The sequence below is a fragment of the Citrobacter sp. CK189 genome, assembly GCF_030333505.1.
GTDB lineage: Bacteria > Pseudomonadota > Gammaproteobacteria > Enterobacterales > Enterobacteriaceae > Citrobacter_B > Citrobacter_B koseri.
In genome coordinates this window covers 109182-125085 of the sequence record NZ_JAOWFV010000020.1, presented here as the reverse complement: position 1 = coordinate 125085, position 15904 = coordinate 109182, and the positions used below count along the sequence as shown (strand labels likewise).

The window sequence follows — 15904 nt, the reverse complement described above, 5'->3', positions numbered from 1 at the left end:
GCATTATAGGGAGTTATTCCGGCCTGACAAGGGGAAATTTAAAATTATTTTCCGACTGCTTTCTTTTTAAGCAAAACCACCTCAAACCGCCAGTTTTTCGAGCGTTTCGAAACCGTAACGCTGTAAAACGGGTATTAATTGCTCGGTATCTGGCGTCATTGCCATGCAGAAAGCAATATTAGCCTCCGCTGATTTGGCATCCGGTGCTTCATGCTCTAACAACCAGGCCGTGCGACGCGCAATCGCCGCCCCGGAATCCACCAGCCTTGTCCCTTCAGGAAGGACCTGCAACAGTTCTTCCTGTAATAGAGGGAAATGGGTACATCCCAGAACAACCGTGTCGGGCGGTTCCGGCATCCGCAGCCAGGGTCTCAGGATACGGCGTAGTTCCTCCAGCGATACGGGTTCACCGTGCAGTTTGGCTTCCGCCAGTTCCACCAGTTCTGCCGATCCCAACATCGCTATCTGACATTCATTCGCGAATCGCGCTATCAACTCATGGGTATAAGGGCGTTTTACCGTGCCACGCGTTGCCAGCAACCCGACGATGCCGTTGGCGGTCAGCCTCGCTGCGGGTTTAATCGCAGGTACGACGCCCACAACCGGGAACGCGAATTTTTCACGCAATGCAGGAAGAGAAACCGTGCTGGCCGTATTACAGGCGATTACCGCAAGTGAGAGAGGATAACGCTGCTGCACTGCGGTAACGATCTCGACAACGCGCTCGACAATAAACGCTTCGCTCTTTTCCCCGTAAGGAAACGCGACGTTATCGAAAGCATATATATAGTGGAGATTCGGCAGGAGATGCCGAATCTCATCGTAGACCGACAACCCACCGACGCCGGAATCAAACACCAGCACGGTGGGACGTGGATCAGAAGGTGTAGCTGCCAGACAAGTAGTACTCTCGTCCTGCAGTTTGGTAGCCATAAGCTGTCTCGTAATCTTTATCGAACAGGTTGGCGATTTTACCACGAACTGTCAGGCGATCGGTGATCGGATACGATGCAGAAACATCAACAGTGCTATAGCTCGGCAAGATTTGCTGGGTGTTATTGTACTGGGAGGTGTTGTTATCGTAACGCTTGCCGTAATACTGCCACGATACATCCATATCGACGTTAAACATCGTCCAGTCCAGTTGATACTTCGCCTGGCGCTTCGAGCGTCGGGCTAACACTTCACCGTTGTCGTCATTACGCGGATCGACATATTGCAACGTAACACGATGGCTAAAGATGCCGGTATCAAAGCTGCCCGTCCATTCCACGCCTTTAATGGTTGCCGCATCAATATTGTCATACTCACCCTGGTAGGTGTTTGGATCAAAGTAGTAGGTGATCAGGTTAGTAATCTTGTAATGGTAGGCAGACAGGCGCCAGTCCAGCGGACCAGTGAGCCCTTCCAGCCCGGCCTCCCACTGTTTAGACTCTTCCGGTTTCAGGTTAGGATTCGCGTTGATGCCAAAACGGGTAGAACCAAACTGCTGCCCCAGAGATGGAGACAGGAACCCGGTACCATAGCCGATAGTTACTCGATAGTTGTCGATAAACTCCCATCCAGCCGTCGTCTGCCAGGTGCCATGCCAGCCAAACTGTTCATCATGATCTTCACGCCCTGAAGCCTCCAGCGTTACATCGCCGAATTGTTGCTGACCGGTCAGGTATAAACCGGTGTTATCGCGTTTATATGTGTCCGAAAGCGCGGTATCGGATGAGGTCAAACGCTGCTGCTGCCAGTCTACGCCAGCGCTAACGGAACCGTGCCCCACGATAAGGTTATTACCCCATTGCAGGTTACGCTGAGTCATGCGATCGAGCGTCGTACCGTCATGATAGCGACCATAAATACTGCTGTAGTTATAGTCCTTCACCTTCTGGTAACTGGCGAGAAGTTGTGAAGAGTAAATCCCGGAGTTGAATTTCAGACCGGCATCCCAGCTCTGATTGTAGAGTTGCGATTCATCAGCACTGTAGGCCGGAATCGACGGCGGGCTTCCCAGATCGTAATCAGAGTTGTTGGTATAACTGTGACCACGGAAAAAACCATCGAAATTATCATTAAATTTATGTTCGAGGCTGCCCCAAAATGCCTTGCTGCGAAAACCATCGCGGTCGCGATCGTGATCCCAGGTTGAGCCGGGCTGTACGTTAAAGCCTTTATTGCCCTCATAAGAACCCGCTACCGTGGCGACAGTGTCGCCAAAGCGATGGCGCAACGTACCGTCATATTGCTGATAACCTTTTGAACCAACGCCCGCGGTAATTTTTGACTGTTCTTGATCGGAGTGCGTAATAACGTTAATGACCCCACCCATTGCGCCGGAACCATAAATCGCCGAGCGTGGTCCACGAATGTATTCCACGCGTTGCACCAGCGATATTGGAATCTGATTCAGATCGGGGTTATTCGTAATGCCAGGGCGGGTCATGGGAACACCATCGACCAGAACCAATACCTGTTTGGCTTCCGTACCACGAATAAATAAAGAAGAAGACTGCCCCATGCCGCCGTTTTGATTGATATCAACGCCTGGCAGGCGGCGCATCACATCATTCAAATTCTTCGCTTGCCAGCGGTCGATATCCTCACGCGTCACAACATCAGCAGGCGCCAGTACGGTATTAACAGGTTGTTGAAAACGATTTGCGGTGACGATCAGGGTGTCTGGGTTGGTATCCTGCGCCCAACCAGAAAATGCCGTGACGGAGAGCGCCGTCAGCAGCGAAGATTTTTTAATCATTGTAAAGCATCCACAATATAAGAAGGATGCCGCAGGCTTCATCGATAGTACGCGATGATGAACACCAGATGCGACGTTAGCCGGCAGGTCTTCGGGCTTGGAAGGTTATCCTCAGGATACAAGAGATGATGACTTCCCGCCGGGTGGCAGTGTCTGCTTATGCTCTCATCTCACCTTTCCTTACCGCTGCGCGTCAGCTCCAGATTCGCACTGGATTCCCTATTAACTCACAGGACCGGCTCACGGATGCTACATTCTGTAACAATCTACGTCCAGACCGCATATCACAATATCGGAAATCATCAATGACTGGACATCTGATGAGCAATCCCTACAATCCCCGCGTACTTTTATTTTTCAGGATGCATCATGACCCCCGAACACCTTCCGACAGAACAGTATGACGCGCAGCTAGCCGAAAAAGTGGTGCGCTTGCAGAGTATGATGGCGCCGTTTTCTGACCTGGTCCCGGAAGTGTTTCGCTCGCCAGTCAGCCATTATCGGATGCGCGCCGAATTTCGCCTGTGGCATGACGGCGACGACCTGTATCACATCATTTTTGATCAGCAGACGAAAAGCCGTATCCGCGTCGACAGCTTCCCGGCGGCCAGCGAGCTGATTAACCAGCTGATGACGGCGATGATTGAAGGCGTGCGCCATAATCGCGTCCTGCGCCATAAGCTGTTCCAGATTGATTACCTCACCACGATGAGCAATCAGGCGGTGGTTTCGCTGCTGTACCATAAAAAGCTGGATGATGAGTGGCGCCAGGAAGCGGAAACGCTGCGGGATGCGCTGCGAGCGCAGAACCTGAATGTGCATTTGATTGGCCGGGCGACCAAAACCAAAATCGAGCTGGATCAGGATTACATTGACGAACGTCTGCCCGTGGCGGGAAAAGAGATGATCTACCGTCAGGTAGAGAACAGCTTCACGCAGCCTAATGCCGCAATGAATATTCAGATGCTGGAGTGGGCGCTGGATGCAACCAAAGCGTCGAAAGGCGACCTGCTTGAACTGTACTGTGGCAACGGCAACTTCTCATTGGCTCTGGCGCGTAACTTTGACCGGGTGCTGGCAACGGAAATCGCCAAACCGTCAGTCGCCGCAGCGCAGTACAACATTGCCGCTAACCATATTGATAACGTGCAGATTATCCGTATGGCCGCCGAAGAGTTTACGCAAGCGATGAACGGAGTACGTGAGTTTAACCGTTTGCAGGGCATCGACCTGAAGAGCTATCAGTGTGAAACGATTTTTGTCGATCCGCCGCGTAGCGGGCTGGACAGTGAAACCGAGAAAATGGTGCAGGCGTATCCGCGTATTTTGTACATCTCCTGCAACCCGGAAACACTGTGTAAGAACCTGGAAACATTAAGCCAGACGCACAATGTGTCACGTCTGGCTCTGTTCGATCAGTTCCCGTATACGCACCATATGGAATGCGGCGTGTTACTCACTGCCAGGTAAAACGTAGGCCAGATAAAGTGGTTACGCCGCCATCCGGCGATATGCCCGGTGGCGCTGCGCTTGCCGGGCCTACAAATCATCGTAGGCAGGATAAGGCGTTTACGCCGCCATCCGGCGATATGCCCGGTGGCGCTGCGCTTACCGGGCCTACAAATCATCGTAGGCCGGATAAGGCGTTTACGCCGCCATCCGGCATTATTCCGCGACTTCCTGCTTGCGGTTACGCATCTTAAAGCCAATCCAGAACACCAGAATCACCGACAGCACCGCCGGGAAGAAGTTAGAACCGATATCCGGGTATTCCGCACGTACCACGGTGCTGTACAACAGCACGCCGAGGATAAAACAGGCAGCAGCCAGCCCCGGTAAGCCGACAGGCATGGTGCGGTTTTGATAACGTTGATGCAGGCAATAAACCGCCAGCACCAGCGCGATAATCGGGAATACAGAAAACGGCACGATGGAGCTAAACAGCGCCGCGAATGTGCCATTGATCGATAAGCCAGCGACCAGCGCCAGCAACAGCGTACCTTTATCTTGACCTGACTGTTTCATTGCTCGTCCTTCACGTTACTCGGAGTGATGTGCCATCTTCTCTTGTTCACGGCGGTACCAGTAATATGCCCCTTTCGCAATCATGCGCAGTTGCAGTACCAGCCGCTCTTCCAGCTGTCGGCGTTGTTCCGCACCAACATCCAGCGCCTCGGCACCTGCACTAAACACAATCGTCACCATCGCTTCGGCTTGCGCTTCAGTGAACGCGCGCGGCATATGGTTTTCGAGTTCCAGATAGTCCGCAAGTTCCGCGATGAAATGCTGAATCTCACGCGCGACTGCGGCGCGAAACGCGGCCGAGGTGCCGGAACGTTCACGCAATAATAAACGGAAGGCGTTAGGATTGTTGCCGATGAACTCCATAAATGTGGAGACCGAGGTACGGATCACACTGCCGCCTTTGGCAATACGCTGACGCGCCTGGCGCATCAGCTGGCGCAGCATTAAACCGCTCTCATCCACCATCGTCAGGCCAAGCTCATCCACATCGCGGAAATGGCGATAAAATGAGGTTGGCGCAATGCCCGCTTCACGCGCTACTTCGCGTAAACTGAGACTGGCGAAACTCCGTTCGGCGCTCAGTTGACTGAATGCGGCTTCTACCAGCGAACGCCGGGTTTTTTCTTTTTGTTGCGCTCTAACGCCCATCACGATGTCTGAATCCTTCCATATGCCTTATCTGGCACTATACCAGAGAACAAACTTAATCTGTTTGTTCAGCTTTGTGAATGATTGTTTACAGGCTGTTTGTGCTCCAGCTCCACAAAAAAGCACAACGATAATTGGGTTAAAGGCGCGCGAATGTTATCATCGTGTTTATTTTATGTATAAAAACAGGTGAGTAATACCATGCCACATTCCTGGGATTATGATGCAATCGTCATAGGTTCAGGCCCCGGCGGCGAAGGCGCTGCAATGGGTCTGGTTAAGCAAGGAGCGCGCGTCGCCGTTATTGAGCGTTATCACAACGTTGGCGGCGGTTGTACCCACTGGGGCACCATCCCGTCGAAAGCGCTCCGCCATGCCGTCAGCCGTATCATCGAATTCAACCAGAACCCCCTCTACAGCGACCACTCCCGACTACTTCGTTCTTCCTTTGCCGATATTCTCAACCATGCCGATAACGTCATTAATCAACAAACGCGCATGCGGCAGGGCTTTTATGAGCGCAACCACTGTGAAATATTGCAGGGTAATGCGCATTTTGTTGACGAAAACACCCTCGCGCTGGAGTGCCACGACGGCACGGTCGAAACCCTGACGGCGGAGAAATTCGTGATTGCCTGCGGGTCGCGTCCTTATCACCCGGCCGACGTTGATTTCGCGCATCCACGTATTTACGACAGCGACTCAATCCTTAGCCTGCATCACGAACCTCGTCACGTCATCATCTATGGCGCCGGGGTGATCGGCTGCGAATATGCGTCAATCTTCCGGGGAATGGACGTCAAAGTTGATTTGATTAACACCCGCGACCGTCTGCTGGCGTTTCTTGATCAGGAGATGTCCGACTCTCTCTCTTACCACTTCTGGAACAGCGGCGTGGTTATTCGCCATAACGAAGAGTACGAGAAGATTGAAGGCTGCGACGACGGCGTCATTATGCACCTGAAATCCGGTAAAAAGCTGAAGGCCGACTGTCTGCTGTACGCCAACGGACGCACCGGTAACACCGATTCACTGGCGCTGGGAAATATCGGTCTGGAAACCGACAGCCGTGGGCAACTCAAGGTCAACAGCATGTACCAGACCGCACTGCCGCACATTTACGCGGTGGGCGATGTGATTGGCTATCCGAGTCTGGCTTCCGCCGCTTACGACCAGGGTCGAATTGCCGCGCAGGCGCTGGTGAAAGGCGAAGCGACCGCCCATCTTATTGAAGATATCCCTACCGGGATTTACACCATCCCGGAAATCAGCTCCGTCGGCAAAACCGAGCAGCAATTGACGGCGATGAAAGTGCCTTACGAAGTCGGACGTGCGCAGTTTAAGCACCTGGCGCGCGCGCAAATCGTCGGGATGAACGTGGGAACGCTGAAGATCCTGTTCCATCGGGAAACAAAAGAGATTCTGGGGATTCACTGCTTTGGCGAACGCGCGGCCGAAATTATTCACATCGGCCAGGCGATTATGGAACAGAAAGGCGGCGGTAACACCATTGAGTACTTCGTTAACACCACCTTTAACTACCCGACAATGGCGGAAGCCTATCGGGTAGCGGCGCTAAACGGCTTAAACCGCCTGTTTTAACGCTTTGTCGAAATGGCCATCCATCTCCGCACGGATGGCCTCCGCCAGTTGCTCATAGCGACTGCGCAGCGGCGATCCCGGACGATAAACCAACCCAACCGTACGCTTAGGCTCCGGCTTAATGCACGGCAGGTAGACTACGCCATCACGCTTACGCTCCTGCGGAACCGCCAGCGCAGGCAGTAAGGTAATACCGCTCCCCGCCGCAACCATGTTGCGCAGCGTTTCCAGACTGGTCGCCCGGAAATGGGTGTCTTCATCCGCGCCCGCCTCGAAGCAGAAGCCCATCGCCTGATCGCGCAGGCAGTGCCCGTCTTCCAGCATCAGCAGTTTTTCACCCGCCAGATCGGACATCGGCACACGATCGCGATTCGCCCACGGGTGATCCTCATAGATCGCCAGCATCATGGGTTCATCAAACAGCGGCACTTCGATAAACGCCTCGCTCTCTTTCACCAGCGCCAGGATCACGCAGTCAAGCTTGCCGCTGTCCAGTTGCGCCAGCAGCTGGTGCGTCTGCGCTTCATGCAGATACATTTCCAGCTTCGGGAAGGTCTGATGCAGCATCGGAATAATATGCGGCAGCAGGTAAGGGCCAACCGTTGGGATCAGGCCGATATGCAATGGGCCAGACATCGTCTCACCTTGCTGGCTTGCCATCTCCTTGAGCACTTTGACCTCACGCAGCACGGTGCGCGCCTGATCCACCAGCAGTAAACCCGCCTGGGTGAACAGAACTTTACGACTCGTACGCTCCAGCAGCATTACGCCCAGTTCATCTTCCAGCTTACGGATTTGCCCGCTGAGCGTCGGCTGGCTGACGTGACAGGAGTCCGCCGCACGCCGGAAATGGCGGTGTTCGGCTAATGCCACCAGGTATTCAAGATCACGAATATTCATTATTCATCCTCCGTCGCCACGATAGTTCATGGCGATAGGTAGCATAGCAACGAACGATTATCCCTATCAAGCTTTCTGTCTAATAATACATCACAGAAACGGAGCGGTACCTCTTTAACCCTTGAAGTCACCGCCCGTTCAAAGAGTTTTTCTCAACTCGAAATAACTAAAGCCAACGTGAACTTTTGCGGACCCTATGGTCCGCTTTTTTTTTGCATAAATAAAATAAGCCCGACGTGATGCCAGGCTCTGATGACTGTTGCCGGATGGCGACGGTTCACAATTTTTTGTAGGCCGGATAAGGCATCAGCCGCCATCCGGCACAACGCCAGTTACGCCAGACGCGCCTTCGCGTAGTCGATCGCCTGCGCAACCTGCTGCGGTGAAACACCGCCTTTCGCCGCACGTTTATCCAGGCATGATTGCAGCGACAGAATCGGATACACATCATCGCCAATCACAGCGCTAAATTTTTGCAGGTCAGCTAGCGACAGATCTTCCAGCGGTTTTCCCTGTCGAATCGCTTCCACCACCGTTTCACCCACAATATGGTGCGCTTCACGGAACGGCACGCCTTTGGCAACCAGATAATCCGCCAGCTCAGTCGCATTCGCATAGCCCTGCTGCGCCGCTTCCTGGCAGCGCGGACGTTTTACCTGAATGCCGTCCAGCACCAGCGCCGCCATGTGCAGGCAGTCCAGCCAGGTATCGAGCGCATCAAACAGCCCTTCTTTGTCTTCCTGCATGTCTTTGTTGTACGCCAGCGGCAGGCCTTTCAGCGTCATCATCATCGCCGTTAACGCCCCCTGCACACGGCCGCACTTGCCACGGATCAGTTCCAGCGCATCCGGGTTTTTCTTCTGCGGCATCAGCGATGAACCCGACGTCACGCGATCGGAGAGTTCCACGAAGCCCGCTTCACCGGTATTAAAGAAAATCAGGTCTTCCGCAAAGCGCGACAGGTGAACCATGCCGATAGACGCGTCGGACAGCAGTTCCAGCACATGGTCGCGATCGGACACGCTGTCCAGACTGTTACGCGTCGCCGAGGCAAAGCCCAGCCAGCCGGCCAGCTGTTCACGGTCGATTTCATACGCCGTGCCCGCCAGCGCGCCGCAGCCTAACGGGCTGACGTCCAGACGCTTGAGCGCATCCTGCAAGCGGCTCTCATCACGCGCCAGCATTTCCACATACGCCAGGCACCAGTGGGCAAACGTCACCGGCTGCGCGCGTTGCAGATGGGTGTACCCCGGCATGACGGCATCCTGATTATTCTGCGCCGTCTCTACCAGCGCGCTTTGTAACTGACGGTTAGCAGACAGCAACTCGGTGACCGTATCTTTGCACCATAGCTTCAGGTCGGTCGCAACCTGGTCGTTACGACTGCGCCCGGTGTGCAGCTTTTTACCCAACTGGCCGACTTTATCGATCAGTTTGCCTTCCACCCAGCTGTGAATATCTTCCGCGTCGCTTTCCAGAATCTGCTGCGGATTCACCCGAACCTCTTCCAGCAGCGCGTTCAGCGCCTCTTCCAGTTGCAGTTGCTCATCCGCAGTCAACACCCCAACCGTGACCAGAGCTTTGGACCAGGCCACAGAGCCGACGATATCCTGCTCGGCCAGGCGGTAATCAAAGCGCAATGAGTCATTAAACTGTTTGAACCGTTGATCCGCTGCCTGTGTAAAACGCCCACCCCAAAGTGCCATAACATGCTTCCTTAATATCTTGAATTTCAATGCCGGATGGCGCTTAGCTTATCCGGCCTACAGGTTCGGTTCACCCAGGCCCGATAAGGCGTGGCCGCCATCGGGCACAAAATAGTTTAAGCCAGAATACGCGTACCGATCGGCGTACCGTTAAACAACGCCGGAAGCTGCTCGGCATGACGCCAGGAGGCGATATCCACCGGGCGCCCCAGCGTGCGGGCGGCGTCCAGCGCCGCGTTCACCTTCACAATCATGCCGTCGGTAATGATGCCCTGATCGATCAGCTGTTCCGCTTTGGCCGCCGTCATCTCGGCAATGCGCTGACCTTTGCCATCCAGAATACCGCTTACATCAGAAAGCAGGATCAGATCCGCCCCCAGCGTTGCCGCCAGCGCCGTCGCCGCCTGATCGGCATTGACGTTCATCAGTTGCCCTTCTTCGGTCACGCCAATGGAACTGACCACCGGCAAGAAGCCGCCTTCCAGCAGCATGTTAATCAGCTTAGGCGAATCCGGCTGCGCCAGTCCAACGTGGCCCAGTGCTTCATCGAGCTGAGTCACTTTTACGCTATCACCGTCGCCGAGATACAGGCCAACGGACGCGATATGGTGTTTTTTCGCCCACGCCAGCAAGGTTTTATTGGCAGTTCCCGCCAGCGCGCCGGTGATGATGTCAATCTGATCGGCGGGCGTCACGCGCAGGCCATTTTTCTTTTTCACCGGCAAATTTAATTGTTTCATCAGTTCATCCACAACGCAGCCGCCGCCGTGCACGATAATCAGCGGACGCTGATGCGACTCGCGGTAATTGACCAGCGCAGTAAACAGACGCTCCAGCGCCTCTTCGCTATCCAGTAATACGCCGCCCAGCTTGATAATTAATGGATTCATCATTGCACCCTTAAATAAGAGACTGCGTTTCAGCAAAGCCGAAACGGATATTTGCGCACTGCACAGCCTGCGCCGCTGCGCCTTTCAACAGGTTATCTTCGGTCGCCACCACGATCAGGTGCTCGCCCTGAACGGCAAAGCCAATATCGCAGAACGGCAGCCCGACCACATTCTTCAGCGCCGGAACGCCCTTGTCATATAGCCGCACCAGCGGCTTGTCGCCATACGCCTGCTGCAACGCCTGCGCCACCTGAGTATGGGTAACGCCAGCTTTCAGGCGGCAGGTGATCGTTTCCAGAATCCCGCGCGGGAAGTTCCCCAGATGCGGCGTGAAAATAACCTCAGCCCCCAGATGGGTGGCGATTTCCGGCTGATGACGATGGGTAAAGACGCCATACGGTTGCAGGCTGACTTCACAGAAACTGTTCGAAAGCGCCGCTTTACGCCCGGCGCCGCTCACGCCGCTGGTTGCGTTAATGACCGGCCACTGGTTGAGATCCAGCAGGCCTGCGTCAATCAGCGGTTTTAACGACAATTGCGCCGCCGTCGGATAGCATCCCGGCACCGCAATCAGATTCGCTTCTTTTAGCTTGTCCGCGCTCCACTCCGCCAGGCCATACACCGCCTGTTCCAGCAGCTCAGGGTGCTGATGGGTAAAGCCATAATATTTTTCGTAGAAGGCGCTATCATTAACCCGGAACGCACCGGAGAGATCAAACACAACGCAGCCCGCATTCAGGAACTGCGGGGCCAGGTCGTGGCTCACTTCATGCGCGGTGGCGAGAAACACCACATCCACCCCGCCGCTGAACTCGCTAATATCAGACATTGGCTGCAATGGCAGATCGACAATGCCTTTTAACTGCGGATGTAAATCAGAGATTAGCTTTCCTGCATCATTGCTTTGCGCTGAGACGGTTAAAGCGGTTATGGTCATATCAGGATGACGATTTACATAGGTCACAAGCTCTGCGCCAGCGTAACCGCTGGCACCCACAATCAGCGTATTCAACATCGGGGCTGTTCACCTTCTTATGTCTGGTTGCCTGGTTAAGCCGTAACAACTTCACCTTACAGTTGGTGGGTTTTCTTACGCTCAACGTTAATGTATTTTTATTCACAAATAATGCATGAATATTGATACTATCATGACCCGAGGTGTGTCAACAATGAAAAACACTTTACCGCCATTTATCGAGATTTACCGCGCTCTGATTGCCACACCATCGATTAGCGCTACCGAAGAAGCGCTCGATCAAAGTAATGCGTCTTTAATCACTCTGCTGGCAGACTGGTTTAAAGATCTGGGCTTCAAGGTTGAGGTTCAGGCAGTCCCCGGTACGCGCAATAAATTCAATATGCTGGCAAGCACCGGACAGGGTGCTGGCGGTTTGTTGCTGGCGGGCCATACCGATACCGTTCCCTTTGACGACGGACGCTGGACGCGCGATCCGTTCACGCTGACCGAGCACGATAACAAGCTCTACGGGCTGGGTACGGCGGACATGAAAGGCTTCTTTGCTTTTATCCTCGATGCCCTGCGTGACGTGGATGTGACGACGCTGAAAAAACCGCTGTATATTCTGGCTACCGCCGATGAAGAGACCAGCATGGCGGGCGCGCGCTATTTTGCTGAAACCACCGCCCTGCGCCCGGACTGCGCGATCATCGGTGAACCAACGTCCCTGCAACCGGTGCGCGCGCACAAAGGCCACATTTCAAACGCCATCCGCATTCTGGGGCAATCGGGCCACTCCAGCGATCCGGCGCGCGGGGTTAACGCCATTGAGCTGATGCACGACGCCATTAGCCGCATCATGCAGCTGCGCGATGACCTGAAAGAACGTTATCACTACGCGGCGTTTACCGTTCCTTATCCGACATTAAACCTGGGCCACATTCACGGTGGCGACGCCGCGAACCGTATCTGCGCCTGTTGCGAGTTGCATATGGATATTCGCCCGCTGCCGGGCATGACGCTGAACGATCTCAACGGATTGCTCAACGATGCGCTGGCGCCCGTGAGCGAGCGCTGGCCGGGCCGTCTGACGGTGTCCGAACTGCATCCGCCGATTCCCGGCTACGAATGCCCGCCTGACCATCAACTGGTGGAAGTGGTCGAGAAACTGCTGGGCGCGCAAACCGAAGTGGTGAACTACTGCACCGAAGCGCCGTTTATCCAGACCTTGTGCCCAACGCTGGTGCTTGGCCCGGGTTCGATTAATCAGGCGCACCAGCCGGATGAATATCTGGAAACGCGTTTTATCAAGCCAACCCGCGAGCTGATTACGCAGGTTGTCCATCATTTCTGCTGGCATTAACTGCTTATCACCTCGCTAACCCTTTAGTGGTAAGTGAGGTGATTTATTAACATTTCCATAAGCAACGCTTATTTGATTCGATGTGAATTAAATTACGTAAATTCCCGTCATTTATTCGTTTGCTGAACCGATTTCGCAGCAATTGACGTCAGGTGTTTTACGTGGCTTTATAAAGATAAGAAGTGATGTAAAAAATTAAAGTCCGAAAGATTTCACGTTGCAGCCAACGCCGCTGTGACGCGAAAGATACAGGACATATTCAAAACAGATGGGGTGTCTGGGATCATATGAACGAACAATATTCCGCGTTGCGTAGTAATGTCAGTATGCTCGGCAAAGTGCTGGGAGAGACCATCAAGGATGCGCTGGGAGAGAACATTCTTGATCGCGTAGAAACAATCCGTAAGCTGTCTAAATCATCTCGCGCTGGCAATGAAGCGAATCGCCAGGAGTTGCTCACCACGCTACAGAATCTGTCCAACGACGAGCTGCTGCCTGTTGCCCGCGCGTTTAGTCAGTTCCTGAACCTGGCCAATACCGCCGAGCAGTACCACAGCATTTCGCCGCAGGGCGAAGCTGCCAGCAACCCGGAAGTGATTGCCCGCACCCTGCGTAAACTGAAAGATCAACCCAATCTCGACGAAGCCACCATCAAAAACGCGGTGGAGTCGTTATCTCTGGAACTGGTACTGACCGCACACCCTACCGAGATCACTCGCCGCACGCTGATTCACAAAATGGGCGAAGTCAACGCCTGTCTGAAGCAGCTTGATAACAAAGAGATCGCGGATTACGAACGTAATCAGCTCATGCGCCGTCTGCGCCAGCTGATCGCCCAGTCCTGGCATACGGATGAAATCCGTAAAAACCGCCCAAGTCCGGTCGACGAAGCCAAATGGGGCTTTGCGGTGGTTGAAAACAGCCTGTGGGAAGGGGTGCCAAATTATCTACGTGAGTTGAACGAACAACTGGAAGAACATCTGGGCTACAAACTGCCGGTGGATTTTGTTCCGGTGCGTTTCACCTCCTGGATGGGCGGCGACCGTGACGGCAACCCGAACGTAACGGCTGATGTCACCCGCCACGTTCTCCTGTTGAGCCGCTGGAAAGCCACCGATCTGTTCCTGAAAGATATTCAGGTTCTGATTTCTGAGCTGTCGATGGTCGACGCCACGCCGGAACTGCTGGCGCTGGTCGGCGAAGAAGGCGCATCAGAACCTTACCGCTACCTGATGAAAAGCCTGCGTTCCCGCCTGATGGCAACGCAAGCCTGGCTGGAAGCGCGTCTGAAAGGCGAGAAACTGCCGAAACCCGCTGGCCTGCTGACGCAAAACGAGCAGCTGTGGGAGCCGCTGTACGCCTGTTATCAGTCTCTGCAAGCGTGCGGCATGGGCATTATCGCCAATGGCGAACTGCTTGATACCCTGCGCCGGGTGAAATGCTTTGGCGTGCCGCTGGTGCGCATCGATATTCGCCAGGAGAGCACCCGCCATACCGAAGCGCTGGGCGAACTGACGCGTTATCTGGGCATCGGCGATTATGAAAGCTGGTCCGAAGCCGATAAACAGGCTTTCCTGATCCGCGAACTCAACTCCAAGCGTCCGCTGCTGCCTCGTCAGTGGGAACCGAGCGACGACACCCGCGAAGTGCTTGAGACCTGTCAAGTGATTGCCGAAGCGCCGCTGGGTTCCATCGCCGCTTACGTTATCTCTATGGCGAAAACGCCGTCCGACGTGCTGGCCGTGCATCTGTTGTTGAAAGAAGCCGGAATTAGCTTTGCCATGCCTGTTGCGCCGCTGTTCGAAACGCTGGACGACCTGAACAACGCCGACGCGGTAATGACTCAGTTGCTGAATATCGACTGGTATCGCGGCTTTATTCAGGGCAAACAGATGGTCATGATTGGCTACTCTGACTCGGCGAAAGACGCAGGCGTAATGGCCGCCTCCTGGGCGCAGTATCAGGCTCAGGACGCGCTGATCAAAACCTGTGAAAAAGCCGGAATTGAACTGACGCTGTTCCACGGTCGCGGCGGTTCCATTGGCCGTGGCGGCGCGCCTGCTCATGCCGCACTGCTTTCCCAACCGCCGGGCAGCCTGAAAGGCGGCCTGCGCGTGACCGAACAGGGTGAGATGATCCGCTTTAAGTACGGCCTGCCTGAAGTCACCATCAGCAGCCTGTCCCTGTACACCGGCGCGATTCTGGAAGCCAACCTGCTGCCGCCGCCGGAGCCGAAAAATTCGTGGCGTCATATCATGGACGAGCTGTCCGTGATCTCCTGCGACCTGTATCGCGGCTATGTCCGTGAGAATAAAGACTTCGTCCCGTACTTCCGTTCCGCAACGCCAGAACAGGAACTGGGCAAATTGCCGCTCGGTTCGCGCCCGGCAAAACGTCGCCCGACAGGCGGGGTTGAATCCCTGCGCGCCATTCCCTGGATCTTCGCCTGGACGCAAAACCGCCTGATGCTCCCGGCCTGGCTGGGTGCGGGCACTGCGCTGCAAAAAGTCGTTGAAGATGGCAAGCAAAGCGAACTGGAAGCCATGTGCCGCGACTGGCCGTTCTTCTCCACGCGCCTCGGCATGCTGGAGATGGTGTTCTCTAAAGCCGACCTGTGGCTGGCGGAATACTACGATCAACGCCTGGTCAAAAAAGCGCTGTGGCCACTGGGTGAAGAGTTACGCAACCTGCTGGCAGAGGACATCAAAGTGGTGCTGGCGATTGCCAACGATTCCCATCTGATGGCCGACCTGCCGTGGATTGCCGAGTCTATCCAGTTAAGGAATGTGTATACCGACCCGCTGAACGTATTGCAGGCGGAGCTTTTACACCGTTCCCGTCTTGCAGAAGAGCAAGGCAAAGATCCAGACCCGCGCGTCGAGCAGGCGCTGATGGTCACGATTGCGGGCGTGGCTGCGGGGATGCGTAATACCGGCTAACCCACACGCATCGTCATATCCCCTCTCGCCCGCCCGGGCGAGAGGGCTTTGAAATATTTCTGTAATAATCGCCTGTTTTTCAATATATTCCTGCCTGCGTTTTGTTCACTCTGCTGAATACGCCATC

At 54.6% G+C, this 15904-nt stretch carries 12 protein-coding genes and 1 riboswitch; of the genes, 4 read left to right on the top strand and 8 right to left on the bottom strand.

Going from position 1 to position 15904, the window contains the following annotated elements; genetic code table 11:
* Positions 1-81: 81 nt before the first annotated feature.
* Both murI and btuB read right to left on the bottom strand, forming a co-directional pair.
* Positions 82-933 (bottom strand): glutamate racemase, encoded by an 852-nt coding sequence (gene murI, locus OGV83_RS00690; protein ID WP_286463019.1) that lies wholly within the window; start codon positions 931-933, stop codon positions 82-84.
* Positions 878-2746: a TonB-dependent vitamin B12 receptor BtuB gene (gene btuB / locus OGV83_RS00685; protein WP_114848748.1), complete on the bottom strand. Its 1869-nt coding sequence runs from the start codon at positions 2744-2746 to the stop codon at positions 878-880. Before btuB ends, murI begins: the two co-directional genes overlap by 56 nt.
* 65 nt (positions 2747-2811) lie before the next feature.
* A riboswitch (cobalamin riboswitch) is annotated at positions 2812-3001 on the bottom strand.
* A gap of 114 nt (positions 3002-3115) precedes the next feature.
* Between btuB and trmA the strand changes: the two genes are divergently transcribed.
* Entirely contained in the window at positions 3116-4216 is a 1101-nt protein-coding gene (trmA, locus tag OGV83_RS00680) for a tRNA (uridine(54)-C5)-methyltransferase TrmA (protein WP_047459762.1), read from the top strand.
* A gap of 195 nt (positions 4217-4411) precedes the next feature.
* Here trmA and OGV83_RS00675 read toward each other — a convergent pair whose 3' ends face one another.
* Both OGV83_RS00675 and fabR read right to left on the bottom strand, forming a co-directional pair.
* Positions 4412-4771, bottom strand: coding sequence for a YijD family membrane protein (locus OGV83_RS00675; RefSeq protein ID WP_012133827.1), 360 nt, complete (start codon positions 4769-4771; stop codon positions 4412-4414).
* 15 nt (positions 4772-4786) lie between these two features.
* Complete coding sequence (gene fabR, locus OGV83_RS00670) at positions 4787-5422, bottom strand: HTH-type transcriptional repressor FabR (protein WP_047459767.1); 636 nt, start codon at positions 5420-5422, stop codon at positions 4787-4789.
* A gap of 198 nt (positions 5423-5620) precedes the next feature.
* Here fabR and sthA point away from each other — a divergent pair, with 198 nt between their 5' ends.
* Positions 5621-7021, top strand: coding sequence for a Si-specific NAD(P)(+) transhydrogenase (gene sthA / locus OGV83_RS00665; protein ID WP_012133830.1), 1401 nt, complete (start codon positions 5621-5623; stop codon positions 7019-7021).
* Here the strand turns inward: sthA and oxyR are convergent.
* The 4 genes from oxyR to argC form a co-directional block, all read right to left on the bottom strand.
* Entirely contained in the window at positions 7004-7921 is a 918-nt protein-coding gene (gene oxyR, locus OGV83_RS00660) for a DNA-binding transcriptional regulator OxyR (RefSeq protein ID WP_012133831.1), read from the bottom strand. The genes sthA and oxyR overlap by 18 nt on opposite strands.
* 332 nt (positions 7922-8253) lie before the next feature.
* Entirely contained in the window at positions 8254-9627 is a 1374-nt protein-coding gene (gene argH, locus OGV83_RS00655) for an argininosuccinate lyase (protein ID WP_286463018.1), read from the bottom strand.
* A gap of 116 nt (positions 9628-9743) precedes the next feature.
* On the bottom strand, positions 9744-10520 hold the full coding sequence (gene argB, locus OGV83_RS00650; RefSeq protein WP_286463017.1) for an acetylglutamate kinase: 777 nt from the start codon (positions 10518-10520) through the stop codon (positions 9744-9746).
* Between the two features lie 7 nt (positions 10521-10527).
* Positions 10528-11532: an N-acetyl-gamma-glutamyl-phosphate reductase gene (argC, locus tag OGV83_RS00645; RefSeq protein WP_012133834.1), complete on the bottom strand. Its 1005-nt coding sequence runs from the start codon at positions 11530-11532 to the stop codon at positions 10528-10530.
* A 154-nt stretch (positions 11533-11686) separates the two neighbouring features.
* Between argC and argE the strand changes: the two genes are divergently transcribed.
* Both argE and ppc read left to right on the top strand, forming a co-directional pair.
* Positions 11687-12838, top strand: a complete 1152-nt coding sequence (gene argE, locus OGV83_RS00640; protein ID WP_286463015.1) for an acetylornithine deacetylase — start codon at positions 11687-11689, stop codon at positions 12836-12838.
* 287 nt (positions 12839-13125) lie between these two features.
* On the top strand, positions 13126-15777 hold the full coding sequence (gene ppc / locus OGV83_RS00635; protein WP_012133836.1) for a phosphoenolpyruvate carboxylase: 2652 nt from the start codon (positions 13126-13128) through the stop codon (positions 15775-15777).
* Positions 15778-15904: the final 127 nt, after the last annotated feature.